Source organism: Allobosea sp. GW821-FHT12C12 (assembly GCF_058807355.1).
Genome location: NZ_JBXAQP010000001.1, coordinates 328,183 through 353,561, shown reverse-complemented (window position 1 = coordinate 353,561; position 25,379 = coordinate 328,183). Strand labels below are relative to the sequence as shown.

The 25,379-nt window shown below is 68.5% G+C and carries 19 protein-coding genes; 1 reads left to right on the top strand and 18 read right to left on the bottom strand.

Annotation, left to right across the window (positions count from 1 at the left end; translation table 11 throughout):
• Positions 1-243: 243 nt before the first annotated feature.
• The 6 genes from AC1RRW_RS01860 to AC1RRW_RS01835 form a co-directional block, all read right to left on the bottom strand.
• Positions 244-1,092 (bottom strand): ABC transporter ATP-binding protein, encoded by an 849-nt coding sequence (locus AC1RRW_RS01860; protein WP_492898618.1) that lies wholly within the window; start codon positions 1,090-1,092, stop codon positions 244-246.
• Positions 1,093-1,187: 95 nt separating this feature from the next.
• A complete protein-coding gene (locus AC1RRW_RS01855) occupies positions 1,188-2,516 on the bottom strand; it encodes an ABC transporter substrate-binding protein (RefSeq protein ID WP_492898616.1) in 1,329 nt (442 codons plus the stop codon).
• Positions 2,517-2,648: 132 nt separating this feature from the next.
• On the bottom strand, positions 2,649-3,728 hold the full coding sequence (locus AC1RRW_RS01850; protein ID WP_492898614.1) for a branched-chain amino acid ABC transporter permease: 1,080 nt from the start codon (positions 3,726-3,728) through the stop codon (positions 2,649-2,651).
• Positions 3,729-3,822: 94 nt separating this feature from the next.
• The gene (locus AC1RRW_RS01845) at positions 3,823-4,737 is read right to left on the bottom strand and encodes a branched-chain amino acid ABC transporter permease (protein ID WP_492899029.1); all 915 of its coding nucleotides are present in this window, start codon (positions 4,735-4,737) and stop codon (positions 3,823-3,825) included.
• Between the two features lie 376 nt (positions 4,738-5,113).
• Positions 5,114-5,944, bottom strand: coding sequence for an ABC transporter ATP-binding protein (locus AC1RRW_RS01840; RefSeq protein ID WP_492898612.1), 831 nt, complete (start codon positions 5,942-5,944; stop codon positions 5,114-5,116).
• Positions 5,941-7,953: an AMP-dependent synthetase/ligase gene (locus tag AC1RRW_RS01835; RefSeq protein ID WP_492898610.1), complete on the bottom strand. Its 2,013-nt coding sequence runs from the start codon at positions 7,951-7,953 to the stop codon at positions 5,941-5,943. The genes AC1RRW_RS01840 and AC1RRW_RS01835 overlap by 4 nt, the downstream gene beginning before the upstream one ends.
• Before the next feature lie 278 nt (positions 7,954-8,231).
• Here AC1RRW_RS01835 and AC1RRW_RS01830 point away from each other — a divergent pair, with 278 nt between their 5' ends.
• Entirely contained in the window at positions 8,232-8,573 is a 342-nt protein-coding gene (locus tag AC1RRW_RS01830) for a hypothetical protein (RefSeq protein WP_492898608.1), read from the top strand.
• A gap of 31 nt (positions 8,574-8,604) precedes the next feature.
• Here AC1RRW_RS01830 and AC1RRW_RS01825 read toward each other — a convergent pair whose 3' ends face one another.
• The 12 genes from AC1RRW_RS01825 to AC1RRW_RS01770 all read right to left on the bottom strand — a co-directional run bounded on the left by AC1RRW_RS01825 (position 8,605) and on the right by AC1RRW_RS01770 (position 25,321).
• On the bottom strand, positions 8,605-9,279 hold the full coding sequence (locus AC1RRW_RS01825) for a Crp/Fnr family transcriptional regulator (protein ID WP_492898606.1): 675 nt from the start codon (positions 9,277-9,279) through the stop codon (positions 8,605-8,607).
• Positions 9,280-9,591: 312 nt separating this feature from the next.
• Entirely contained in the window at positions 9,592-13,167 is a 3,576-nt protein-coding gene (locus AC1RRW_RS01820; RefSeq protein ID WP_492898604.1) for an indolepyruvate ferredoxin oxidoreductase family protein, read from the bottom strand.
• A gap of 481 nt (positions 13,168-13,648) precedes the next feature.
• Entirely contained in the window at positions 13,649-13,777 is a 129-nt protein-coding gene (locus tag AC1RRW_RS01815) for a hypothetical protein (RefSeq protein ID WP_492898602.1), read from the bottom strand.
• 11 nt (positions 13,778-13,788) lie between these two features.
• Entirely contained in the window at positions 13,789-15,327 is a 1,539-nt protein-coding gene (gene glpD, locus AC1RRW_RS01810; RefSeq protein ID WP_492898600.1) for a glycerol-3-phosphate dehydrogenase, read from the bottom strand.
• A gap of 143 nt (positions 15,328-15,470) precedes the next feature.
• Positions 15,471-16,247 (bottom strand): DeoR/GlpR family DNA-binding transcription regulator, encoded by a 777-nt coding sequence (locus AC1RRW_RS01805; protein WP_492898598.1) that lies wholly within the window; start codon positions 16,245-16,247, stop codon positions 15,471-15,473.
• Positions 16,248-16,363: 116 nt separating this feature from the next.
• The gene (locus AC1RRW_RS01800; RefSeq protein ID WP_492898596.1) at positions 16,364-17,758 is read right to left on the bottom strand and encodes an FAD-dependent oxidoreductase; all 1,395 of its coding nucleotides are present in this window, start codon (positions 17,756-17,758) and stop codon (positions 16,364-16,366) included.
• A complete protein-coding gene (locus tag AC1RRW_RS01795) occupies positions 17,755-18,369 on the bottom strand; it encodes a cysteine hydrolase family protein (RefSeq protein WP_492898594.1) in 615 nt (204 codons plus the stop codon). Before AC1RRW_RS01795 ends, AC1RRW_RS01800 begins: the two co-directional genes overlap by 4 nt.
• Before the next feature lie 153 nt (positions 18,370-18,522).
• Positions 18,523-20,580, bottom strand: coding sequence for a hydantoinase/oxoprolinase family protein (locus tag AC1RRW_RS01790; RefSeq protein WP_492898592.1), 2,058 nt, complete (start codon positions 20,578-20,580; stop codon positions 18,523-18,525).
• Positions 20,577-22,268 (bottom strand): hydantoinase B/oxoprolinase family protein, encoded by a 1,692-nt coding sequence (locus AC1RRW_RS01785; RefSeq protein ID WP_492898590.1) that lies wholly within the window; start codon positions 22,266-22,268, stop codon positions 20,577-20,579. Before AC1RRW_RS01785 ends, AC1RRW_RS01790 begins: the two co-directional genes overlap by 4 nt.
• A complete protein-coding gene (locus AC1RRW_RS01780; RefSeq protein ID WP_492898588.1) occupies positions 22,265-23,167 on the bottom strand; it encodes an isocitrate lyase/PEP mutase family protein in 903 nt (300 codons plus the stop codon). The genes AC1RRW_RS01785 and AC1RRW_RS01780 overlap by 4 nt, the downstream gene beginning before the upstream one ends.
• Positions 23,164-24,612, bottom strand: coding sequence for an MmgE/PrpD family protein (locus tag AC1RRW_RS01775; protein ID WP_492898586.1), 1,449 nt, complete (start codon positions 24,610-24,612; stop codon positions 23,164-23,166). Before AC1RRW_RS01775 ends, AC1RRW_RS01780 begins: the two co-directional genes overlap by 4 nt.
• A gap of 7 nt (positions 24,613-24,619) precedes the next feature.
• Positions 24,620-25,321, bottom strand: coding sequence for an ABC transporter ATP-binding protein (locus AC1RRW_RS01770; protein ID WP_492898584.1), 702 nt, complete (start codon positions 25,319-25,321; stop codon positions 24,620-24,622).
• Between the last annotated feature and the right edge of the window lie 58 nt (positions 25,322-25,379).

The window sequence follows — 25,379 nt, the reverse complement described above, 5'->3', positions numbered from 1 at the left end:
TCATGGGCATGGTCCTTGGCGCTGCCGCCACCCGCCTCAGCGGATGATGCGCAGGATGCGTGAGAAATTCAGGAGCCCGATCAGGGCGCCGGCGACATGGGTTAAGGCGGCGGATCGGGGCGCGGCGCGGCGTGCCTGCCCGTCTCGCGGCGCACCCAGGCCCGCGGCCCGAAGATCAGCAGCGTCACCAGAGGCGCGACCGCGTCGAACAGCACCGGCATCGGACCTGGCTCGGCCGCGTCGTCAGGAGAGCCAGCGCTTGCGGCGCTTGTAGCTCTTGACCTCGCGGAACGACTTCTTGTCGCCGTCGGAGACGCCGAGATAGAACTCCTTCACGTCCTCGTTCTCGCGCAGCATCCTCGCCTCGCCGTCCATGACGATGCGGCCGGTCTCCATGATGTAGCCATAGGTCGCGTAGCGCAGCGCCATGTTGGTGTTCTGCTCGGCGACGAGGAAGGAGACGCCGTCGTCGGCGTTGAGCCGGCGCACGATCTCGAAGATTTCCTCGACGATCTGGGGCGCCAGGCCCATGGAGGGCTCGTCGAGCAGGATCATCCTTGGCCTGGACATCATCGCCCGGCCGACGGCGCACATCTGCTGCTCGCCGCCGGAGGTGTAGCCGGCCTGCGCGTTGCGGCGCTGCTTCAGGCGCGGGAAAAGTTCGTAGATCTTCTCGAGGTCGCGCCTGATCGCGGCGTTGCCGTCGCGGCGGGTGAAGGCCCCGGTCAGCAGATTCTCCTCGATCGAGAGATGGCCGAAGCAGTGCCGCCCTTCCATGACCTGGATGCAGCCGCGGCGGACCAGCTCGTTCGGCGACATGCGGTCGACGCGCTCGCCCTCGAACACGATCGAGCCCTTGGTGACCTCGCCGCGCTCGGCCTTGAGCAGGTTCGAGATCGCCTTCAGCGTGGTGGTCTTGCCCGCTCCGTTGGCGCCGAGGATCGCGACGATGCCCTTGCGCGGCACGGTCAGCGAGACGCCCTTCAGCACCAGCACGACGTGATCGTAGATCACCTCGATGTTGTTCAGCGACAGGATGATGTCGCCGGCGGGAGCGGCGGTCGCGGGCTTGTCGAGGGTGGCGGTGGACATGGCGGTTTCCCGGCGGTGGGCTGTCGGCAGTCGGCGGTCGGGTCGGCGGCCGGGAGAGCCCGACTGCCGATTGCCTGTCGCCGACTGCCGCTGACTCAGGACGACTTCTCGCAGGGCTCGGTGCGCTTGGGCCAGTTGCCGGCCTTGTCGGCGTAGTCCTTGGCGTTGGCCTCGATCAGCGGCCGGACCTCGTCCTTCAGCGGCTCGAGCCAGTCGCCCTTCTTGATCCATTTCGATCCGTCCCACTCCGCGACGTACATCTTGGAGTGGCCGGAATGGTCGGTGCAGGAGATCGTGGTCGGCGTGGCGAAGCCTTCCATGCCGATTTCCTTGAGGCGCGCCTCGTTGACGTTGAGGCTTTCGAGCCCGCGGCGCATGTCCTCGCCGGTGACGATCTTCTTGCCGGTCAGCTTCTGGGCGTTGCGCATCGCCTCGACGACGAGCATCGAGTTGTAGACGCCGCGGTTGTAGAGGTTCTCGCCGACCTTCTCCTTCGGCGCGAGGCTCTTGCCCTTCTCCACGACATATTTCTGGATGTCCTGGATGACCGGGAAGTTGGTGCCCGCCGCGTTCAGGTTGAGCGAGCGATAGCCCTTGGCCTCGGCTCCGCCGGCGCGGGCGTCGTCGTCGCCGCCGGCCCACCAGACGCCGACCAGCTTCTCGATCGGGAAGTTGTTCTTGATCGCCTCCTTGACCGCGGTCGGGTTCATCGCGCCCCAGCCCTGGTTGTAGAGGAAATCGGGCCGGTCGCGGCGGATCGAGAGCCAGAGCGAGCCCTGGTTCTGCATGTCGGCGGCCGCCACCGGATAGAGCTTGACCTCGAAGCCGTATTTCTTGGCGAGGCTCTCCAGCACCGGGATCGGCTCCTTGCCGAAGGGCGCGTCGAGATGGATCAGGCCGAGCTTCTTGCCCTTGAGCTTGTCCATGCCGCCGAGCTCGGCCGCCATGTAACGGACCATGACGGAGGCGCCGTCCCAATAGGTGAAGGGCGGAATGAAGACCCAGGGGAACTGCGTGCCGTCGGCCGAGGCCGACAGGCCATAGGCCATCGACAGGATCGGGATCTTGTCGATATGGGCGCGCGGGATCGCGGCGAGCGTCGCGCCCGTCGACCAGGGCGAGTAGATGATCGTGTTCTTCGACTTGGCCTGCTCGTAGCACTCGATCGACTTCTTGGTGTCGTAGCCGGTCTCGCATTCCTCATAGACGATCTTGACGCCGCCGACGCCGCCGTCGCGCTCGTTGATCATGGTGATGTAGTCGCGCATGCCGTCGCCGATCGGAATGCCCGAGCCGGAGAACGGGCCGGTGCGATAGGCGTTGTTGGCGAAATAGACTGAGTCCTGCGCCTGGGCCGCGCCGAGCGCGCTGCCGGCGATGAGCGCGCCAAGCGCCGCGCCCTTCAAGAAGGTGGTCGTCTTCATGGTGCTTCCTCCGTTGTTGCGTGCCGGTCCGGCGTGGCCACCGCACCGTCTTGCTTGCCTGCCGCCTTTTCGGTTCGCGGCAGGTCGTTTCTTGAGCCGTTTTCTCGAGCCGTTTCTTGGGTCGTCGCCCGCTCAGTACGGGAACGGCCACGTCCGCAATTTCTGCTTCCCGATCTGCCAGAGTCGCGCGAGGCCGTGCGGCTCCACGATCAGGAAGAGAATGATCAGCGCGCCGACGAGCATGAAGGTGACGTGCTCGGCGGTGGCGCCCGCCAGCGGAATGCCGATCGCCGGCAGTCCGAATTTCAGGATGGTCGGCAGGCTGGCGATGAAGGCCGCGCCGAAGAAGGAGCCGATCAGCGAGCCGAGCCCCCCGATGATGACCATGAACAGGATGTTGAAGGAGAGCCGGATGTTGAAGACGTCGGCCGCTTCGCCGCCGCCATACCAGAGGAAGATCATCATCGCGCCGGCGACGCCGCAATAGAAGGACGAGACCGCGAAGGCGAGCAGCTTGGCGTCGAGCAGCTTGATGCCCATCAGCTCGGCGGCGATGTCCATGTCGCGCACCGCCATCCAGGAGCGGCCGAGCTTGCCGTGGACGAGGTTGGAGGCGAACCAGGTCAGCACCACGACGAGCACGAGGCAGACGAAATAGCGCGTCTCGGGGCTCGCGGTCGCGCCGGTGACGGCCACGCCGAAGACCGTGCGCAGCGGCACCTCGATCGCGCCCGAGGCGTTGTAGTTGAACAGCCAGGGCACGCGCACGAAGGCCCATTGCAGGAAGAACTGCGCGGCCAGCGTCGCGACCGCGAGATAGAAGCCCTTGATGCGCAGCGAGGGCAGGCCGAACAGCACGCCGATGGCGGCCGAGAACAGCCCCGAGACCAGGATGAGGACGATGATGTTCACGCCCGGGAAAAAGGTCGTGAGCTTGTAGCAGGCATAGGCCCCGACGCCCATGAAGGCGGCCGTGCCGAGCGAGATCAAGCCGGTGTAGCCGGTCAGGATGTTGAGCCCGATCGCCGCCAGCGAGAACACCAGGAACGGGATCATCACCGTCGTCGTGAAGAAGTCGTTGCCGATCAGCGGCACGCCGACAAAGGCGAGCGCCAGGATCACACCGAGCCCGACCCGGTCCTGCCAGATCGGGAACACCGCCATGTCGGCGGAATAGCTCGTCTTGTATTGGCCGGCCTCGCGGTAGAACACGGTCGCTACGCTCCCTTGGGCAGTCGGCAATGGGCAGTCGGCGGTCGCGCGCCGCGCCTCCCCGCCGCCCACCGCCTGTTGCCGACTGCCATCGTCAGATTCTTTCGATGATCTTGTCGCCGAACAGGCCCTGCGGCCGGAACAGCAGGAAGCCGAGCGCGATGAAATAGGCGAGCCAGCTCTCGATGCCGCCGCCGATCAGCGGGCCCCAGTAGAACTCGCCCATCTTCTCGCCGATGCCGATGATCAGCCCGCCGACGATGGCGCCGGGGATCGAGGTGAAGCCGCCGAGGATCAGCACCGGCAGCGCCTTGAGCGCGACGATCTCGAGCGCGAAGGAGACGTCCGAGCGCGCGCCCCACATGATGCCGGTGATCAGCGCGACGATGCCGGCGGTGAACCAGACGATGACCCAGATCTGGTTCAGCGAGATGCCGACCGAGAGCGCCGCCTTGTGGCTGTCGGCGACGGCGCGGAGCGCGCGGCCGATACGGGTGTACTGGAAGAAGGCCGCGAGCGCCGCGATCATGATCGAGGCGATGATCGCGGCGGCGATGTCGATCTTCTGCAGCGAGACGACGCCGCCGAGGATCTTCAGGTCGATCGCGCCCCTGGGCAGCCAGAGCTGCTCCGTGATCATCTGCTTGGGATTGCCGCCGAAGAGCGACTCGCCGAAGCCGATCAGGAAATAGGTGATGCCGAAGGTCGCCATGAACAGGATGATGTCGGGCTGGTTGACCAGCGGGCGCAGCACCGCGCGCTCGATCGTCACCGCGAGCGCGAACATCACGCCGAGCGTCAGGATCACGGCGAGGAAGGCCGGCACGCCCTTCTCGTAGAGGCCGACAAGGGTGAGCGCCGCGAAGACGACCATGATGCCTTGCGCGAAGTTGAACACGCCCGAGGCCTTGAAGATCAGCACGAAGCCGAGCGCGATCAGCGCGTAGAGCACGCCGGAGACGAGCCCCTCCCAGACGGTCTGGGCGAGCAGGTCGGGCATCTGCGCCATCTGGACGAAAGGATCGACCAGGATCTTGTAGAGAGTGCCCGAGCCGTCGAACCGGATGCCGACGATCGCGGCGAGCAGCAGCGCGCCTAGGATCAGCGCGGCGCGGACGCGGACACTGCCGAAATTGATGCCGGCGGGGCGGATCGCGACGTCGCTCATGAGCGGAAACCTTGGCTGAACCGAGCGACCGGGCGCGACAGGTCCCCTTCCCCCCGCTTGCGGTGGGGAAGGGTCAGGGATGGGGGGGCGTGCAGGATGTGGCCCGACGACCGCCCGAGGCGGCGGCCTGGACTCTCTCCCTCACCCCGGCTCTCCCCATCGCAGGCGGGGGGAGGGAGGAGGGCGGCGCTGCCCGGATGAAACGAAAGCACGCTCATCAGTGCGCCACTCCCAGATAGGCGTCGATGACGCGCTGGTCGGCCTTGACCTCGGAGGGCGTGCCGTCGGCGATCTTGCGGCCGTATTCGAGCACGACGACGCGGTCGGACAGGTCCATCACGACGCCCATGTCGTGCTCGATCAGAGCGATGGTGGTGCCGAACTCGTTGTTCACGTCGAGGATGAAGCGGCACATGTCCTCCTTCTCCTCCAGGTTCATGCCGGCCATCGGCTCGTCGAGCAGCAGGAGCTCCGGCTCCATGGCGAGCGCGCGGCCGAGCTCGACCCGCTTCTGCAGGCCGTAGGGCAGCTTGCCGACGGGGAGCTTGCGGATGTGCTGGATCTGCAGGAAGTCGATGATGTCCTCGACCTTCCTGCGGTGCTCGATCTCCTCGGTCATCGCCGGGCCGTGGCGCAGCGCCTGCCAGAAGAAGTTCCTGTGCATCTTCAGGGTGCGGCCGGTCATGATGTTGTCGAGCGTCGACATGCCCTTGAACAAGGCGACGTTCTGGAAGGTGCGGGCGATGCCGGCTGCCGCCGCGCGATGCGGCTTCATCTTGTCGCGGCGCTGGCCCTTATGGGTGATCTGGCCTTCCTGCGGATGGTAGAAGCCGTTGATGCAGTTCAGCATCGAGGTCTTGCCGGCGCCGTTGGGGCCGATTATGGCGCGGACCTCGCCCTTGCGGATGTCGAAGGAAACGTCCGTGATCGCCTTCACGCCGCCGAAGCGCAGCGAGATGTTCTCGACGGAAAGCAGCACCTCGCCCTTCCCGGTTTCGGCCTTGTCCGCGATCGGCTCGCCGATCAGGTTCAGGCTCGCCGCGTTCATGCCGCCCTCGCCGGAGCCGGAGCGGTGACGGGATAGATCTTGGCGTCGCGGACCTTGACGTTGGCCGAGATCACGCCCTTGCGGCCGTCCTCGAAGGTCACGTCCGTCGAGATCGCGGCGGCCTGCGAGCCGTCGTAGAGCGCGGCCACCAAAGGCGCGTAGCGCTCGGCGATGAAGCCGCGCCGGACCTTCTGGGTGCGGGTCAGCTCTCCGTCGTCGGCGTCGAGTTCCTTGTGCAGGATCAGGAAGCGCCTGATCTGCGCGCCGCCCATCAAGGGCTCCGCCGCGAGCGAGCGGTTCACCTCGTCGATATGCTTCTCGATCATGTCGTAGACGAGGTCGTGCCCGGCCAGCTCCTGATAGGAGGCGTAGACGACGTTGTTGCGCTCGGCCCAGTTGCCGACCGCCGTCAGGTCGATGTTCAGCGCGACCGTGGCGTAGTCGCGGCCCTGGCCGAAGGCGACGACCTCCTTGATGTTGGGATAGAATTTCAGCTTGTTCTCGATGTATTTCGGCGGGAACAGGCCGCCGTTCGAGAGCTTGCCGACATCCTTGGCGCGGTCGATGATCTTGAGATGACCGCTCTCGTCGAAGAAGCCGGCGTCGCCCGAGCGGACGAAGCCGTCGGCGGTCATCGTCTCGGCGGTCTTCTCCGGATCCTTGTAGTAGCCGCCGAAGATCGAGGGCGAGCGGTAGAGCACCTCGCCATTGTCGTCGATCCGGATCTCGACCAGCGGCGCCGGCCTGCCGACCGTGTCGGCCTTGATCTCGCCGTCCGGCTGCATGGTGACGTAGACGCCGGCCTCGGTCTGTCCGTAGAGCTGCTTCAGGTTGACCCCGATCGAGCGGTAGAACCGGAACAGTTCTGGCCCGATCGCCTCGCCGGCGGTGTAGCCGACCTTGATCCTGGTGAGGCCGAAGCGGTTGCGCAGCGGGCCGTAAACCAGAAGGTCGCCGAGCCTGTAGTGGATGCGCGCGCCGAGCGGCACGCTCTCGCCGTTGAGGATCTTCTCGCCGTGCTTCTTCGCCACGCCGAGGAAGTGGTGGAACATCCGGCGCTTCAGCGCTCCCGCATCCTCCATGCGCACCATGGTCAGCGTCAGCATCGTCTCGAAGACGCGCGGCGGCGCGAAGGCATAGGTGGTGCCGACCTCGCGGCGGTCGTCGATCACGGTCTCGGGCCCTTCCGGGCAGTTGACGCAGAAGCCGGCCAGGATCGCCTGCGCGTAGGAGAAGACGTGGTCGCCGACCCAGGCGATCGGCAGATAGGCGATGACCTCGTCGGTCTCGTTGAGGCCGTCGAACTGGCAGCCGATCTCGGCGGCGACGATGACGTTGGCGTGCGACAGCATCACGCCCTTGGGCCGGCCGGTGGTGCCCGAGGTGTAGAGGATGATGCCGAGATCGGCGCCCGCCCCGGCCTGCATCTCGCGCTCCAGCGCGCCGGAGACTTCCGGGCTCGCCTTCAGCGCGGCCGAGCCGGCGTCGATCACCTTGCCGATCTCGTGCAGTTTGGCGTGGTCGTAGTCGCGCAGACCCCTCGGCTCGTCATAGAGCATGTGGCGCAAATCCGGCAGGCGCTCGGCGATCGAGAGGATCTTGTCGACCTGCTCCTGGTCCTGCACGCAGGCGAAGACCGCCCCGGCATGGTCGAGCACATAGGCCATCTCGTCGGCGACGCTGTCGGCATAGACCGGCACCGGGATCGCGCCGATCCACTGCGCCGCCGCCATCGACCAGTACAGCCGCGGCCGGTTGTAGCCGATGATCGCGACCGTCTCGCCGCGCTTCAGGCCGAGATCCTGGAGACCCTTGGCCAGGCCGCGGACCTGCTCGGCGACCTGCGCCCAATTCCAGGATTGCCAGATGCCGAGATCCTTGTGGCGGAATGCGGGGCGCGCGCCGCGCACGCGCGCATTGCGCAGCAGCAGTTTCGGAAAGGTATCCGCCTGGCCGGCGAGCGCGCTTGCCACGGTCGTTGATCTCCACCCTGTCCGGTCGCCGTACATCGCGGCGGCCTCGTTCGGACCTCTGGTCCTTGTTCTTCATGCAAACCTTATCCATGCGAGCCTCGCAGCCGCACATCATCTTCGCAAGGGGGGGGCTTGACAGACAACTCGGCATTTGGTCGCTATGGTCTCGCAGAAGTGTTGCCGGCTTTGAAGTCCTTCCCCCGCGCTTGCTCCTCCTGCCATTTTCCAGCCGTCAAGCGCGTAAAGCAGCCGTCTTGGCGTCGCGGCGTTCATCCGCCGTGTTCCGGCCAAAATCCCCGAGCGAGGATCGGCGCATGCGCGTTCTCGTCCCCATCGCGATCGTGATCTCGCTCGCCGCCGGGGCGACGCAGGCGGACGCGCATCGGGCGCCTTTCGGCCAGGACTATCCGTTCGAATGCTGCTCGGAGGCGGATTGCGCCCCGATCGACACGAGCGCCGTGCGCGAGACTCCCTCCGGCTACGTCGTGACCGTCATGCCGGGGCGCCATCCGATGTGGCCGACGGAGCGCCGTCAGCCGGTCGTCATCGAGATTCCCTTTCAGAAGACCCGCCTCTCGCCGGATGGATTCTTCCACCTGTGCATGAACGATGCGGGAGAACTGCTGTGCTTCTTCGCGCCGGGCGGGGGGTCTTGAGCGCGATGGCCCATCGAGAACGGGTCGCAAGCTACCCCTCATAACGCGCCAGCCGCTCCAGATCCCTGATCGTCACGCTGCCGTGGCCGACCTCGAGCAGACCCAGCGCCTCCAGCCTGGCGAGCCCCTGATTGGCGATCTGGCGCGACATGCCGGCGAGCAGGCCGAGTTCCTCCTGGCTGATCGCCAGCGTCTTGTCCTGGTCGGGATAGAGGATCGGGTTGAACAGCCAGGCGAGGTTGCGCGCCAGCCGCCCGGTCGAGTCGAGCGTGCGCTCGGTCTCGGCCAGCGCGATGAACTGGGCCAGCCGCTCGTTGAACTGGTGGACGAGGAAGCGGTTGAACGCGGCCGAATGCTCGAACAGCCAGAGGAAGGTCGAGCGCCGCATCAGGGCGAGCCGCGTCTCGCGCAGCGCGACGAGTTCGTAGCGGCGCGGCTCCGCCTTGATCACGGTGCCCTCGCCGAACCAGGCGCCGGCGCGCATGCCGGCGAGCGTCGCGGATCTGCCGGTCTTCGAGGTGGTCGACATCTTGACCAGGCCCTCGGCGACGCCGGTCCAGGATTCGAGCCGGTCGCCGACATGGCAGATATTGGCGCCCTTGCCATAGACCTTGAGGCTGACGCCGCGCCTGGCCTCCTCGAACTCAGGCTGCGTCAGGTCGCGCGACCAGGAGGCGATGCGGCGCAGCTCTTCGGGGGCGATCAAGGTGGGGCGTCCTTTGGGGGTGGAGACAGCCACTATGGAGCGCGTTGGCGACGGAACTCAAGGTCGGTGGCCGGGCGCGTTTCCCTTCGCCCCTTGCGGGAGAAGGTGGCGCGCAGCGCCGGATGAGGGGCGGTCGCGCCCTATCCGTCATGCTCGCCCTTGTGGCGAGCATCCACGTCTTGGGCATAGAGCGCGACGCAGGAAGACGTGGATGGTCGGGACAAGCCCGACCATGACGACAAAGCGCAGCCCTCATCCGTCTCGGCTTCGCCGAGCCACCTTCTCCCGCAAGGGGAGAAGGGAAAGTGCGCCCTACTCAGCCGCCCTCGGCAGCGCCAGTGCCGCCGCCGAGCCATCGTGCAGCCGCGTCAAAAGCTCCGCCTCCTCGGCCTTCGCGGCCTTGAGATGACGCTCCTTGACGTGGCCGAAGCCGCGGATCTTTTCCGGGATCGCGGCGAGCGCGACGCAGAGCGCGTGGGTCTCCGGCGTCAGCTTGGCGATCAGTTCGCCGAGCAGCGCCTCGTAATCGGCGATCAGCCGGCGTTCGGTCTTGCGCTCATGGGTGTAGCCGAAGGGGTCGAAGGCCGTGCCGCGCAGGCCCTTGAGCTTGGCCAGCAGGCCGAAGGCCGACATCATCCACGGGCCGAACGTGATCTTGCGCGGCTCGCCGGTATTGGGATCGACCTTGGCAAGGAGCGGCGGGGCGAGGTTGAACTCGTAGCGGATCGGCTTGCCCGAAGCGTCCGTCGCCTCGAAGGTCGCCTCGACCTGCTTCTGGAACGAGCCGTCGGCATAAAGCCGCGCCACCTCGTATTCGTCCTTGTAGGCCATCAGCTTGAAGAGATAGCGCGCGACGGTGTCGGAGAATGCCGTCTGGCCGGGCAGCACGGTCGCCTCCTTAGCCTGCACCCGGGCGACGAGATGGCGGTAGCGCGCCGCATAGGCCGCGTTCTGGTAGGCGGTGAGGAATTCGACGCGCCGCGCGATGATCTCGTCGAGCGTCTCGGAGATGTGGCGCGCCTGCGTCGGCGCCTTGGCCTCGGCCAGCGCCGTGACCAGCGCCTCGGGCTGATGCGCGGCGCGGCGGCCGAGCTCGAAGGCCTGCCGGTTCATCGGCACGGCTTCGCCGTTGAGCTCGATCGCTCGCAGCAGCGCCTCGCGCGACAGGGGCACGCCGCCGAACTGCCAGGCGTAGCCGAGCATGAACATGTTGGCGGCGATGGCGTTGCCGGTGAATGCGACGGCGGCGGCCGTGGCGTCGACGAAATGCGTCTGCTCGCGCCCGCCGGCCGACAGAATGGCGCGCTTCAGCCGCGCGGTCGGCAGCGAGAAATCGGCGTTGCGGGTGAAGTCGCCGCCCAGGATCTCGGCCGTGTTGACGACGACCGTAGCGCCCACGGGCTTTATCGCGCCGAGCACCTTCTTCGAGCCCGTGACGGTGAGGTCGCAGCCGAGCACGAGATCGGCCTGGCCGGCCGAGACGCGGATGGCGTGGATGTCCTCCGGCGTCGGGGCGAGCTTGACGTGGCTGAAGACCGCGCCGCCCTTCTGGGCGAGGCCGGCCATGTCGATCATGCCGCAGCCCTTGCCCTCGAGATGGGCCGCCATGCCGAGGATCGCGCCGATGGTGACGACGCCGGTGCCGCCGACGCCGGTGACGACGACGGCGTAGCTGCGCGTCAGCGCCGGGATGACAGGCTCGGGCAGGTCGCCCGAGCCGAAGCCGCCGGCATCGAGCCGGCGCGGGACGGCCTTCTTCGGCCGCGCGCCGTGCACGGTGACGAAGGAAGGGCAGAAGCCCTTGATGCAGGAGAAATCCTTGTTGCAGTTCGACTGGTCGATCTGACGCTTGCGGCCGAATTCGGTCTCGAGCGGCTGGACCGAGACGCAGTTCGACTTGACGCCGCAATCGCCGCAGCCCTCGCAGACGAGCTCGTTGACGATGACGCGCTTGTCGGGGTCGGGATAGCTGCCGCGCTTGCGGCGGCGGCGCTTCTCGGTGGCGCAGGTCTGGTCGTAGAGCAGCAGCGAGACGCCGGAAACCTCGCGCAGCTCGCGCTGCACGGCGTCGAGATCGTCGCGATGGTGGAAGGTCGTGCCGGGCGGCCAGATCGTGCCGGGCGGATATTTGTCGGGCTCGTCGCTGACAACGGCGATGCGTTTGACGCCCTCGCCGGCGATCTGGCGGGCCATCTGGTCGGGCGAGAGATGGCCTTCGGCCTGCTGGCCGCCGGTCATCGCGACCGCGTCGTTGTAGAGCAGCTTGTAGGTGATGTTGACGCCGGCCGCGACGGCCCAGCGGATCGCGAGCGAGCCGGAATGGGTGTAGGTGCCGTCGCCGAGATTCTGGAAGACGTGCCTGCGCGTCGAGAACGGGGCCTCGCCGACCCAGTTCGCGCCCTCGCCGCCCATCTGGGTGAAGCCGGTGGTGTCGCGGTCCATCCACTGGACCATGTAGTGGCAGCCGATGCCGGCATAGGCGCGCGAACCCTTGGGCACGACGGTCGACGAGTTGTGGGGGCAACCCGAGCAGTAATAGGGCGTGCGCCTGGCGACTTCCTGCGCCTCGGCGAGCCGGCCCTGCGCCCTGGCGATCTCCTCCAGCCGCGCCCGCAGCGCCGGATCGTCCCGGTATTGCAGCAGGCGCGCGCCGAGCGCGATCGCGACGTCGTTGGGATCGAGCGCGCCATGGACCGGGAACAGCCACTCGCCGTTCTCGTCCTTCTTGCCGATCACCATCGGCTGGTGCCCGGCGCCGTAGAGTTCCTCGCGGACCTGGACCTCGATCAGGGAGCGCTTCTCCTCGACGACCATGACGAGGTCGAGCCCGGAAACGAAGCTCTTCATCTCGGAGGGGTCGATCGGCCAGGGGCAGGCGACCTTGAACAGGCGGATGCCGAGATCGTTGGCGCGGACCTCGTCGATGCCGAGTTCCTCGAAGGCCTGGCGCACGTCGAGATAGGACTTGCCGACGGTGACGATGCCGATGCGGGGTGTGCGGCCGCCATGGGTGATGATCTGGTTGAGCCTGTTGGCGCGCAGATAGGCCAGCATCGCGGCGCGCTTGTGGATGTGCAGGCGCTTCTCCTGCTCGAGGAAATCGAGCTCGCGGCGGATGCTCAGGCCGCCGGGCGGCATCTCGAAATCATCGGGAATGACGATCTTCACGCGCTCGACGTCGCCGTCGACCGAGGCCGTCGATTCGATGTTGTCCTTGACGCATTTGATGCCGACCCAGACCGAGGCGAAGCGCGACAGCGCGATGCCGTGGAGCGAATAGTCCATGATCTCCTGGACGCCGGCCGGGTTCAGGATCGGCATCATCCGGTCGACGAAGACGAACTCGGTCTGGTGTGCGTTGGTCGAGCTTTCGGCGGTGTGGTCGTCGCCCATCAGGCAGATCACGCCGCCATTGGGCGAGGTTCCGGCCATGTTGCCGTGGCGGAAGACGTCGCCGGTGCGATCGACGCCCGGGCCCTTGCCGTACCAGAGCGCGAAGACGCCGTCGTATCTGCCTTCGCCCTGCAGTTCGGCCTGCTGCGTGCCCCAGACGGCGGTCGCCGCCAGATCCTCGTTCAGGCCGGGCGTGAAGACGATGTCGGCGGCCTTGAGATGCTTCGCCGCGCGCGCAAGCTGCTGGTCGAGCCCGCCGAGCGGGGAGCCGCGATAGCCGGAGACGAAGCCGGCGGTGTTGAGGCCGGCGCGCCTGTCGCGCTCGCGCTGGACCATCAGCATGCGGGCGATGGCCTGCGTGCCGTTCAGGAAGATGCGCTGCTTGGAGAGGTCGTATTTGTCGTCGAGAGCCACCGGGCGCAGGCCGTTGGGCCGGACCTGCCCGTCCGAGGTCGGTTGGACGTCAGATGTGGAATGGTCCTGCTTCTCGGCCATGGCCGACCTCCCTCGATCGCCCGTCGACAAGATATGGGGCCGGTTGCTCCGGCCTCCAAGCGCACCGCGATTTATGTCAGTAATGCTGACATATTTTTTCAAGGTCGTCAAACAGGCTGTCATCGTTCCAAACTGATGACGTCGCAGCTGGCGCCGCGATTTGGCCAGCTTCGCGGGGATGGCCGTCAGGGAGGCGTCGTCGGCCGCGACGCGCGCATGCACGGCTCGACCGTCGTCTCCGACAGCGTGCCGCGCGCGGTCTGCCGGGCGATCTGCGCCGAGCTCAATGCGCGCCACACTAGCAGGCCGGGGCGATGCGCATGGGCGAGATCGCCTGCCTGACGGAGGGCGGGAGCGCCGCGACGGGAAGGCGCAGGCGGGGCGAAACGCGCCTGACTCGCATGCCGGGGGCGGCTCGCGGCAAGCCTGACAGGGAAATCGTGCAGAATTCCGCCCGATCAATCCATGCGGGCATTGCCTTTCATGGCCCGCAGGCGAAAGATTCGCCGAGCGGCACGGTCATGGCGCCGGGCTCCCGCCCGAGGCTGGTCTCGTGGATATGCGTCACGACTCCGACATCGCGCCCCGCCTTGTCGGGAACGAGACCCATCGCGTCCTCCCTCAGGCCGTCTGCAGCGGCGTCGGCGCGGCCTGAGCCAGCATGAAATCGTCGAGGCCCTGGCGCTCGTCCGCCGTCAGCCGCAGGCCGAGCCTGGAGCGCCGCCAGAGCACGTCCTCGGCGCGCCGCGCCCATTCGGCGCGGATCAGGTAGACGACCTCGCGCTCGTAGAGATCGGCCCCGAAATGCCGGCCGAGATCGGCGGCGCTTTGAGCGCCCGCCATCAGCCCGCGCGCCTTCGTGCCATAGGCCCGCACCAGCCGCCTCGCCGTCTTGCGGGCGAGCCAGGGATGGGCCGTGGCGATCTCGTCGACCAGCGCGTCGAAACCGGCCACCGGGAAATCGCCGCCGGGCAGGGCGCCCGTCTTCGTCCAGACCGGGCGCTGGGCCCAGCCGGCATGCGGTCCGAGCTTCCCGATCGCGGCCTCGGCGAGCCGGCGATAGGTCGTGATCTTGCCGCCGAAGACGGAGAGCAGCGGAGCCTCGCCCGAGGGCGCGTCGAGCGTCAGCACATAGTCTCGCGTCGCCTCCTGCGCCTTGGACGCGCCGTCGTCGTAGAGCGGGCGCACGCCGGAATAGGTCCAGACGACGTGGTCCGGCGTGATCGGTTCGCGGAAATATTCGCTCGCCGCCGCGCAGAGATAGGCGATCTCGTCCGGCGTCGCCGCCGCCTTCGCCGGGTCGCCCCGATAGTCGCGGTCGGTCGTGCCGATCAGGGTGAAGTCGCGCTCATAGGGAATGGCGAAGACGATGCGGCCGTCGCCGTTCTGGAAGATGTAGCAGCGGTCGTGCTCGAAGAGCCTGCGCACCACGATATGGCTGCCCTGCACCATGCGGACGGCCGCCTTGGTGTTCGAGCGCACGACGTGGCCGAGCACCTCGCCGACCCAGGGGCCCGCCGCATTGACCAGCGCCTTCGCGGTGATCGCGCCGCGGCCGCCTTCGCCTTCGGTCGTGACCTGCCAGAGGCCGTCGACGCGGTCGGCGGCGACGACCTTCGTGCGGGTATGGACCCGAGCGCCGCGCGCCGCGGCGTCGGCGGCGTTGAGCACGACGAGCCGGGAATCCTCGACCCAGCAGTCGGAATACTCGAACGCCGTCGCGTCCTGTCCCTTGAGCGGCCGTCCGGCGGCGTCCTGGCGCAGGTCCAGCGTGCGCGTCGGCGGCAGCAGCCTCCGGCCGCCGATATGGTCGTAGAGGAACAGGCCGAGCCGGAGCAGCCAGGCCGGGCGCAGGCCCTTGTGATGCGGCAGCACGAAGCGCAGCGGCCAGACGATGTGCGGCGCCATCGCCCAGAGCACCTCGCGCTCCATCAGCGCCTCGCGCACCAGCCGGAACTCGTAATGCTCGAGATAGCGCAGGCCGCCATGGATCAGCTTGGTCGAGGCCGAGGAGGTCGCGCTGGCGAGGTCGTCCTGCTCGAACAGCACGACCGTGGCGCCGCGCCCGGCCGCGTCGCGGGCGATGCCGCAGCCGTTCACGCCGCCGCCGATCACGGCGAGGTCGAAAGGCGTGGCTGTGCTCTGACCGATGCTGCTCAAGACATTTCCCGGGGCGGGCGTCGCGCGCGCGCCGATTTCGTTTGGTTTATGTTTGAAGGCTAGATCGGCGAAAAAACGAAAGCAAGAGACGGAATTCGAAAATCGAGCGATAGCCGGTGTGCATTGGCCGCCGGTTTCCGGCGTCAGCCCTGGCTGCCGACCTCCACGAGCTGGATCGCCTCGTTCCTGCAGAGCGCGCGCAGGGCCGGCGAAGTCAGCGCGTCGGTGACGAAGACGTCGACATCGGCGAGCGCGCCGATCCGGATCGGCGCGGCGCGGGTCAGCTTGAGCTGGTCGGCGACCAGCATGACCTGGCGGGCGTTGTCGATGATGGCGCGCGAGACCCGGACCTCGCGGATGTCGAAATCGAGCAGCGCCCCGTCCCGGTCGATCGCGGAGGCCCCGATCACGGCGTAGTCGACCTTGAACTGCCGGATGAAATCGACCGCCGTCGAGCCGATCAGCGCGCCGTCCGAACGCCGCACCGGGCCGCCGGCGACGATCACCTCGATCTTGGGCTGGCGGTAGAGCAGCGTCGCGACGTTGAGATTATTGGTGATGACGAGCAGCCCCTCATGCTGCATCAGCGCGCGCGCGACCTCCTCCGTCGTGGTGCCGATATTGATGAAGAGCGAGGCGTTGCTGGGGATCAGCCGCGCCGCCGCCTCGCCGATCGCGCGCTTTTCCGCCTGGGCGATGAAGCGGCGCGCCTCATAGGCGACGTTCTCGACGCCGGACGCGATGATCGCGCCGCCATGGACGCGGGTCATGAGCCGGCGCTCGCAGAGTTCGTTCAGATCCTTGCGGATCGTCTGCGGACTGACCTCGAAATGGGCGGCGAGATCGTCGACGCCGACCTTCCCTTGAGCGCGGGCGAGCGTCAGGATGTCGCCCTGCCGGGGCGTGCTGAACTGGTCCACGGCGCCAGAACCTCCGGACGGTCGAAACGGTTTCGGTTCCGCATCGAACCACGTCCGGAGCGAAGGGTGAAGGCCGGATCGCCGCGCCGTCGCGCCGAAGATCCGGCGACGTCCCGTCAGCCGGCCGTCCGGGCGGCGGCGCGGCCGGCGATGTCGCCCAGCGCCAGCGCCGTCAGCAGGCCGTTCCCGGAGAGATAGCCCGAGGCCTGCGCGCCGGAGACGCCGACCGCCGCGCCGCCGCAGGCGTGGAGATTGGCGATGGCGCGGCCGTCGCGGCGCAGGACGCGCGCGTCGGCATCGATTCTGAGGCCGCCCTGGGTGTGGAACAGCGCGCCGGTGACCTTGACCGCGCAGAAGGGCGGGGCGAGCTGCGGCACGCCGGCGAAAGCGCGGCCGAAGCGGTCGCTGCTCTCTCCCTGCTTCAGCGCATCGACGTCGGCAGCCGTTCTGATCAGCGCCTCGGCGGGCAGGCCGAGCCTGCCGGCGAGTTCCTCGACCGACGTGGCGCTGACGATCGCGCCTTGCGCCTCGGCGTTGCGGAAATCCTCGAACTGGCGGGCGATCGCGGCGATGCGGGCGTCGAAGATCGTCCAGGCCTCGCCGCGGGGCTGGCGCAGCACGTTCGCCGCCTGCTCGGAATAGCCGCGGCTCTCGTCGGAGAAGCGCTCGCCCCGCGCATTGACTTGGAAGCCGCCCTCCATGATCGTCGCCCAGGTGATCAGGATGCCGTGCGGCCGCGCGACCGAGCCGTGGCCCTGATGGCCCGACATGTGGACGAGCTCGGCCCCGAGCGCCTGGCCCCAGAGCACGGCGTCGCCCTCGTTGCCGGAATGGCCGAACCAGAGGGCATCGCTCATCCGCGGGATGTGCTGGGCCACCAGCGCGCGATTGCCGCCATAGCCGTTGCAGGCCAGCACAAGCGCCTTGCAGCCGATCGTCTCCTCGCCGCCGCGGCGCATCCCGGCGATGCCGGCGATGCCGTCGTCGTCCTGCGTGAACAGCGTCGTGGCGCGGAAGCCGGTCAGGATGGTGATGTCGCTGGCCTCGACGGCCGCGCGCAATCGGTCGGCCAGCTCCGAGCCGGTGCGCTTCGGCAGGCCGTGCATGCGCCTGGCCGAATGGCCGGGATAGGAAAAGTTGGCGATCACGTCGAAGGGCAGGCCGTGGCGGTCGGCGAGCCATTCCAGCACCGGGCCGACATGGCCCGCCAGCAGCGCGACCATTCCCGCGTCGGGCTCGTGATGCGCTTTTTCCAGGATGTCGCGGGCAAATTGCTCGGGGGTGTCGTCGATGCCGGCGTCGCGCTGGAAGCGGGTTCCCGCCGCCGGAACCAGTCCGGCCGACAGCGCCGTCGAACCCGAGGGGACTGCATCGCGCTCGACGATGACGACCTCGGCGCCGGCGTCATGGGCCGCCAGCGCCGCGACGAGCCCGGCCGCGCCGGCGCCGACGATCAGGACGTCGGCGCTCGCCTCGAAGGCCGTTCCAAGGGCGGGCAGGACCGCGTTCACGACGCCTCGATCTCCGCCATCACGCCGGCGATCGTCGCGATCCGCGCCACGGGCTTCAGCGCGGCGATCGCCTCGGCGTGCATCGCCGGCGTCGGCGCGGCGCAGCCGTCCTCCAGCACGGTGACCTCGATGTCGCGGACATGGGCGTCGCGCACGGTCGAGGCCACGCCGCCATTGGTGACGATGCCGCCGACGATCAGCCGCTCGATGCCGAGCTTGCGCAGCAGCCATTCCAGCCGGGTCTGGTAGAAGGCGGAATAGGCGATCTTCTCGACGGCGACATCGATCGGCTGGAGTGCGTCGACGACCCGGTGGCCCCAGCCGCTGGGCAGGAAATCGCCCTTCTTCAGGAAAGGCCGCATCTGTTTGAGGTGCGGCGAGATCAGCGGCTCGCCGCCGCGTCCGGGGACCAATGTGAACTGTGTCGCGGCGACGAGGCCGCCCTTGGCGCGTAGCGCCTCCGCCAGTGGCTTCAGCTTCGCCGGCAGCGCCCGCGCCTGCGGGGAGGCCGCGTCGGCGCGCGCATAGGCGCCGTCGGTGTGGATGAAGTCGTTCTGCAGATCGACGATCAGCAGGGCGGTGTTCATTGGCGGGATGATGGCGGATGTCATGGCGTCGCTCTTTCCATCACCCTCGACGTGTCATCCCGGACAAGCCGTGAAGCGGCGCCGATCCGGGACCCATTCCTGCCAGTCCCGGAATGGGTCCCGGGTCTTCCTTCGGTCGTCCGGAACGATCGCGAATGGCATTGCGAGAATGCACACTCAACTCCTCAGGATCACGAGATTGCCGAGGGCGTCGACTTCGGCGGCCAGGCCGGGATCGACCAGCACGGTCGCGTCGGATTGCTCCAGCATCGCCGGCCCCTCGATCCGAGCTCCGACGGGCAGGTCGAGCCGCGACCAGATCGCCGTCTCGCGCCATTGCCCGTCGAGATAGACCTTTCGCGAGCCAAGGCGCGCCGCCTCCAGCGCCGCGCCCGTGGCGGGCGCGAGCGCCGTCAGGTCGAAGGCCGGGCGGCGGCCGATCGCGGCGGTGCGCAGGGTGACGACGCGCACCGGGATGCCCGGCAGCAGCCGGCTGAACGCCGCGCCATAGGCGGTCTCGAACGCGGCGCGGATGATCTCGGGCGTGACGCCGGTCGTTCCCTCGGCGAGCGTTACGGGCAACGGCACCGCGACCGTGTGCGTCTGCCCGAGATAATGCATGTCGAGTTCGTAGAGCACCTCGATGCGCTCGACCGTCAGGCCGGCGGCCGCGACGATCGCATGCGCCTCGCGCCCGGCCTCGACCATGCGGGCGTCGAGCGCGGCGGCGTCGAGGCCGTCGAGCATCAGGTTCACCGTTTGGACGCCGTCATGGCGGATGTCGGCGATGACGCAGCCGAGCGCCGAGGTGACGCCGGGGAAGCGCGGCACCAGCGCGCCCTTCAGGCCGACCTCCTGGATCAGCGCGCCGGCGTGCAGCGCGCCGCCGCCGCCGAAGGGCATGGCGACGAAATTCGCCGGGTCGTGGCCGCGCTCGATCGAGACCAGCCGGATCGCGCCGGCCATGCGGGCATTGGCGATCCTCACGATCGCTTCCGCCGCCGTCATGACGTCGAGGCCGAGCGGCTCGGCGATCTTGAGCCTGATCGCCTCGCGGGCGGCCTCGACATCCAGGCTCCGCAGCGTGCCGAGCGGCTTCGACCCGTCGATGCGGCCGAGCACGAGATTGGCGTCGGTCAGGGTCGGGCGGTCGTTGCCACCGCCATAGCAGACCGGGCCCGGCCTGGAGCCGGCGCTTTCGGGGCCGACCTCGAGCAGGCCGCCGGCGTCGACGCGGGCGATCGAGCCGCCGCCGGCGCCGATCGTGGTGATCTCGATCATCGGGGTACGGATCACCATGCCGAAATCGATCGTGCTCTGCGCGGCGAGCGCGGCCTGCCCGCCCGCGATCAGCGAGACGTCGAAGGAGGTGCCGCCGAGATCGCCGGTGATCACGTTCGGGAAGCCGGCGGCGCGCGCGATCGCGGCGGCGGCGATGACGCCGGCGGCGGGGCCTGACAGCGCCGTGCGAACCGGCAGCTTGCGCGCCGTCGCGGTCGACATCGCTCCGCCATTGCTCTGGACGATGTGGAAGCGCCCGGTGAAGCCGTCCGCCGCCAGCGCATCCTCCAGCCGGCCGAGATAGGAACCGACGAGCGGTTGCAGCGTGGCGTTCAGCGCCGTGGTCGAGGCGCGCTCGAATTCGCGGATCTCGGGCAGGATCGCCGAGGAGCAGGCGAGGTGTTCGTTCGGCCAGACCTCGCTCGCGGCCGCCAGCGCGGCGCGCTCGTTGGCCGGGTTGGCGTAGGCGTTGATGAAGATGATCGCCAGCGCCTCGCAGCCTTTTTCGGCGAGCGTCCGGGCAGCTTCGCGCACCGCGTCCCGATCGACGCCCAATCGGATCGTGCCGTCGGCCAGCGTGCGCTCCGGAACCTCCAGCCGGCAGTCGCGGCTGGCGGCGGGCGTGAACGAGCCCCACAGTCCCCAGGTCTGGCGGCGGTCGCGCCGGCGCATCTCCAGCGCGTCGCGAAAGCCCGGCGTGGTGATGACGCCGACCTTGGCGCCCTTGCGTTCCAGCAGGGCGTTGGTGCCGACGGTGGTGCCGTGGACGATCGAGGCGAGGTTCGCGACCGGGCCGAAAGTGGTGAGGCCCGCGATGAAGCCGGTCTCCTCGTCGCCGCGCTGCGACGGCACCTTGGCGACGCGGAAGCACTTCTCCTGCTCGTCAAACCAGAACAGGTCGGTGAAGGTGCCGCCGACATCGACGCCGACGATGGCGTGGAGGACGGGATTCATCGCCCGGCCTCCGCATCCACGCCATACCGCGCCCGCGCCGCGTCCGCGCTGACATACCCGTTCGCCACGTCGCGCCGCACCGCCGCCGCATCCCGTTCGCGCGGCTCGCCATAGCCGCCGCCGCCCGGGCTTTCCAACCGCACGCGCTGGCCTTTCGCGATGTGGATGTCGGCGATCTTGGTGACGAGGGGTGGCGATTTTTCGCCCTCGGCGCTGTCGTAGACGAAACGGTTGGTCGCGGCCGGGCCGCCGCCGACCACGCCGAAAGGCGGGAACTTGCCGCGCTCGCCGAGGAGGAAAACATCGGCGCCGCCTTTCGCCAGCGCCTCGATCTCGTAGATCGCGCCGCAGCCGCCGCGATGCCTGCCGGCGCCGCCGGAATCGGGACGCAATGCCCATTGCGTGAACATCACCGGATAGGCGGCTTCGAGGATCTCGGCCGGCGGGATCGTCGCGGTCGAGATCGGGTTGTTGCCGTGGTTGAGGCCGTCGCCTTCCGGGTTGCCGCCGAGGCCGCCGCCGAAGAAGGAGAACATCACGAAGCGCGAGCCGTCGTCGCGATGGCCCGCCAGCGAGAGCGCGTTGATCGTGGCGTAGGGCGAGCCGTTGGCGCGCTCGGGCGCGATCTGCGCGAAGACGCCGAAGACCGTGTCGATGACGCGCAGGATCGTCTCGGTGTAGCCGCCGACGGGCTTGGGCGCGCTGACGCCGAGCAGCGTCGTATTCGGAATGACGAAGGCGATCGGCTTGAGCACGCCGGCATTGGCCGGGACATGCGGGAAGATGTGCTTCAGCGCGACATAGCAGCAGGCGACCGCCGTCGAGTAGGCGATGTTGAGCGGGCCTTGGCAGGGCGGGGCCGAGCGCGAGAAGTCGAGCGTCATGATCTCGCCCGCGATCGTCAGGTCGAGCGCGATGCGCAGCGGCTCGTCGGTGATGCCGTCATTGTCGAGGAAGTCGTCGAAGGAATAGCGGCCGTCCGGCAGGGCGGCGATCTCGGCGCGCATCAGCGTCTCGGCGCGGGCGGAAAAGGCGTCGAGCGCGGCTTCCACCGTTTCGGCGCCGTAATCCGCGAGCAGAGCGTCGAGGCGCTGCTCGCCGAGATCGAGCGCGTTGAGCTGTCCGTTGAGATCGCCCCAGTTCGATTGCGGCAGGCGCGAATTGGCGTTGAGGATCTCGACGATGTCGTGCTGGAACTCGCCCTTGCGCACGAGCTTCACCGGCGGGATGCGAAAACCTTCCTGAAAGCTCTCGGTCGCCCTGGCGTTGAAGTTGCCGGGCACATTGCCGCCGACATCGAGCCAGTGGCCGACCGAGGCGAGCCAGCAGAACAGTTGTCCGTCGCGGAAGATCGGGCGCACGAGACGCATGTCGTTTAGATGCGTGCCGCCCTCATAGGGGTCGTTGAAGAGCCAGGTGTCGCCGGGCTCGTTGGCCGCGCCGGCGTCGACGCGCGCGATGACGGCGCGGACCGCGAAGGCCATGGCGCCGACGAAGATCGGCAGGCCCGACGTGCCCTGCACCAGCGTGTCGCCGGTCGTGGCATGGTAGAGACCATGGCAGGCGTCGTGCGCCTCGGCGATGATCGGGTTGAAGGCGGAGCGATAGAGCGTCGCGTCCATCTCGTTGGCGATCTGCTCCAGCCGGCCCTTCAGCACGGCAAGCGTGACGGGGTCGAGCGTGGTCATGAGGCGTGTCCGGCCTTGTCGGCGGCGACGATCCGCTCGGCCTCGTAGGCCTTTCCGGCGGCGATCATCCCGGGCGTGCCGATCACCGCGTTGAGCTGGTCGAAATCGAACATCTGGTCGCGGAAAGGGTCGGTGGTGCCGTTGCGCCTGAGCGAGGCGTAGAAGTCCTGCGCGGCCCGGGCGAGCGCGCGGACGATGCCGCCCGGGAAGATCACCAGCGAGAAGCCGAGCGCCTGCAGCCTGTCGGCCGAGGTGATCGGCGTGCGGCCGCCCTCGACCATGTTGGCCATCAGCGGCAGGGCGCCCTTGAGCGCGTCCACGACGCGGGACAATTCGTCGGCGGAGCCGGGCGCCTCGACGAAGAGCATGTCGGCCCCGGCTTCGGCATAGGCCCGCGCCCGCTCCATCGCCCTGTCGAAGCCCTCGACCGCGATCGCGTCGGTGCGGGCGATGACGAGCGTTTCGTCCGACGCGCGCGCGTCGGTCGCCGCCTTGATCTTGCCGACCATTTCCGTCGCCGGGATCACGCCCTTGTCGGCGAGGTGGCCGCAGCGCTTGGGAAAGCTCTGGTCCTCGATCTGGAGGGCGTTGGCGCCGGCGCGCTCGAACAGCCGCATGGTGCGCTGCATGTTGAGCGCATTGCCGTAGCCGGTGTCGGCGTCGACGATCAGCAGCGTCGCGATCCGGTCGCGGATCATCGTGATCGTATCCGCGACCTCGGACATCGAGACCAGGCCGATATCGGGCCGGCCGAGGCGAGTGTAGGCGATCGAGGCGCCGGAGACGTAGAGCGCCTCGAAGCCGGCGGACTCGGCCATCGAGGCGGTGAGCGCGTCGTAGACGCCGGGCGCGAGCACGATCTCGGGTTCCGCCAGGCGCGCCCTCAGGGACGTGGTCATGAGCGTTGTCCATTGGCGGTGAAAGGTGGCGCGGCCAGCAGCCGGTTCAGTGCGTCGAGATCGCCGGCCTGCGGCAGCGCGTCGATCTGGGCCAGGATCGCGGCGGCGTGAGGCTCGCCCCAGACAGGCGACGCCAGGTCGAAGAACTTTTCGCGGATCTCGGCGTCGCCATAGGGGTCCTCGGCGTCGCCCCGATTGGTCAGCGCCTCGGCTTCCAGCACGCGGCCATCGGTCAGGGCGAGCGTGACCCTGGCCGGACGCAGGCCGGGGAGCCTGGCAGTCGCGGCCTCGTCCTCCCTGACGAAGACGCGGCGGGCCAGATCGCGAATGACGATGTCGTCGCGGGCCGGCGCGCGGAAGGCCTCCACCGTCGCCGCGCCGTGGACGATCGTCGTCGCGATCGAGAAGGGCAGCGAGAATTTCGCGGCCAGCATGTTGTGCGGCTCCTGGCCGGCGAGCTGCGCCGCCCAGACGTAGGTCGCGACGTCGATGCGCACGATCGCTTCCGGCGCGATGCGGCCGCCTTCGCCGGCGACGATCTCCGCCAGCGCATCGAGCGCGCCGTGATTGTAGCGGCAGCAGGCATGGCGCTTGAAGTAGTTGCGCGCGATCTCCCAGCGCTGGCCGAGCGCCTCGACCATCGCCTCCGGCCGCCAATCGTCGGCGATCACCGTGCCGTAGACGGTGCCGAGACCGTCCGCCTCGCCGACGAAGCCGGCGGCGACGAGGTCCGCGACCATCACGCCGATCTGGTTGGAGAAGCCGGCATAGCTGTTGCGGATCGTGCCGCCCTCCAGCATCGTCCTGCGGCTGGTCGAGAGCCCGAGCGAGGAGGCGACGTTGATCGTCTCGATCATCGCGACCGAATCGCGCCGGTTGAGCCAGGCGATCGCGACGGCCGCGCCGACCGTGCCCCAGGTGCCGTGGGGGTGCATGGTGACGCGCAGTTTCGAGGCGATGCCGATGCGCGCGCCGATCTCGTAGCCGAGCGCGACCGCCGTGACCACGTCGCGCCCGGTCGCCGCGGTCTGGCGCGCCGCGGCGAGCACGGCCGGCACGACATGAATGCCGGGATGGCCACGGGCGTACTGGTTGCCCTCGTCGAGCTCCAGCATCGTGCCGGCGGTCGCGTTCAGGAAGGCGGCCTGCGCCGGCGTGGTGCTGCGTCCGGCCCCGATGATCGCCGCGCCGGCCGGATGTCCGATCGGCGCGAGGCGGTAGGCGAGCGCGACCGTCTCGGGCTCCCGCGCGCCGGCCGCGATGGCGGCGACGCAGTCAGCCGTCACCTGCAGCGTGCGTGCGACGACGGCCTCCGGCAGGTCGTCGTAACGCAGGCCGGCGCAGAAATCGGCGAGTTCCGTCAGCCAGCCCGGCGTGGCCGGCCGCTGCATCACGGGTTCCGCCCTGACATCGGGGCTGATCCTGGCTTTGGCGCGAGCGTTCATGGCCGCCTCACAATCCGAGATAGGCGTGTTTCAGGGCGGGGTCGGCGGCGATTCGCGCCGCGTCGCCGGAGACGGCGATGCGGCCGTTCTCCATGACGTAGGCGCGGGATGCGAGTTCGAGCGACTGCACCACGTTCTGCTCGACCAGCATCACGGCGAGGCCTTCTGAGGCGACGCGGGCGATGAGCGCGAACATCTCCTCGACCAGCAGCGGCGAGAGGCCGAGCGAGGGCTCGTCGAGGACGAGCAGTTTCGGCTCTCCCATCAGCCCGCGGCCGATCGCCAGCATCTGCTGCTCGCCGCCGGACAATGTGCCCGCGAGCTGCGTGGCGCGCTCGCGCAGGCGCGGGAACAGCGTGAACATCCGCTCGAGATTGGCCTCGCGCGCCGGCTTGCCGCGGCGATAGCTGCCGAGCACGAGATTGTCGCGCACGCTCATGTTCGGGAAGATGCGCCGGCCCTCCGGCACATGGATAAGCCCGGCCGCGACGATGGCCGAGGGCTTGCTGCCGGCGATGTCCTCGCCCAGGAAGCGGATCGACCCGGCGCGGGGCTTGATCAGGCCCGACAGCGCGCGGTTCAGCGTGGTCTTGCCGACGCCGTTGGCCCCTAACACCGCGACGATCTCGCCGGCCCGCACGGACAGGTCGATGCCGCGCAGCACGTCGGCGCCGCCATAGCCGGCGATGAGGCTGGAAACCTCAAGCATGGCCGTCTTCCGCAAGCGGGGGGAGGGAGAAAGGTCGAGCCCTGTCGCAATCGGAAGC

Excerpts from the sequence above, each read along its gene's own strand:
- AC1RRW_RS01860 (WP_492898618.1), bottom strand. The coding sequence starts at position 1,092 with ATGTCCACCGCCACCCTCGACAAGCCCGCGACCGCCGCTCCCGCCGGC.
- AC1RRW_RS01855 (WP_492898616.1), bottom strand. The coding sequence starts at position 2,516 with ATGAAGACGACCACCTTCTTGAAGGGCGCGGCGCTTGGCGCGCTCATC.
- AC1RRW_RS01845 (WP_492899029.1), bottom strand. The coding sequence starts at position 4,737 with ATGGCGCAGATGCCCGACCTGCTCGCCCAGACCGTCTGGGAGGGGCTC.
- AC1RRW_RS01840 (WP_492898612.1), bottom strand. The coding sequence starts at position 5,944 with ATGAACGCGGCGAGCCTGAACCTGATCGGCGAGCCGATCGCGGACAAG.
- AC1RRW_RS01835 (WP_492898610.1), bottom strand. The coding sequence starts at position 7,953 with ATGTACGGCGACCGGACAGGGTGGAGATCAACGACCGTGGCAAGCGCG.
- AC1RRW_RS01830 (WP_492898608.1), top strand. The coding sequence starts at position 8,232 with ATGCGCGTTCTCGTCCCCATCGCGATCGTGATCTCGCTCGCCGCCGGG.
- AC1RRW_RS01820 (WP_492898604.1), bottom strand. The coding sequence starts at position 13,167 with ATGGCCGAGAAGCAGGACCATTCCACATCTGACGTCCAACCGACCTCG.
- AC1RRW_RS01815 (WP_492898602.1), bottom strand. The coding sequence starts at position 13,777 with ATGGGTCTCGTTCCCGACAAGGCGGGGCGCGATGTCGGAGTCGTGACG.
- AC1RRW_RS01795 (WP_492898594.1), bottom strand. The coding sequence starts at position 18,369 with ATGACATCCGCCATCATCCCGCCAATGAACACCGCCCTGCTGATCGTC.
- AC1RRW_RS01790 (WP_492898592.1), bottom strand. The coding sequence starts at position 20,580 with ATGAATCCCGTCCTCCACGCCATCGTCGGCGTCGATGTCGGCGGCACC.
- AC1RRW_RS01785 (WP_492898590.1), bottom strand. The coding sequence starts at position 22,268 with ATGACCACGCTCGACCCCGTCACGCTTGCCGTGCTGAAGGGCCGGCTG.
- AC1RRW_RS01780 (WP_492898588.1), bottom strand. The coding sequence starts at position 23,167 with ATGACCACGTCCCTGAGGGCGCGCCTGGCGGAACCCGAGATCGTGCTC.
- AC1RRW_RS01775 (WP_492898586.1), bottom strand. The coding sequence starts at position 24,612 with ATGAACGCTCGCGCCAAAGCCAGGATCAGCCCCGATGTCAGGGCGGAA.
- AC1RRW_RS01770 (WP_492898584.1), bottom strand. The coding sequence starts at position 25,321 with ATGCTTGAGGTTTCCAGCCTCATCGCCGGCTATGGCGGCGCCGACGTG.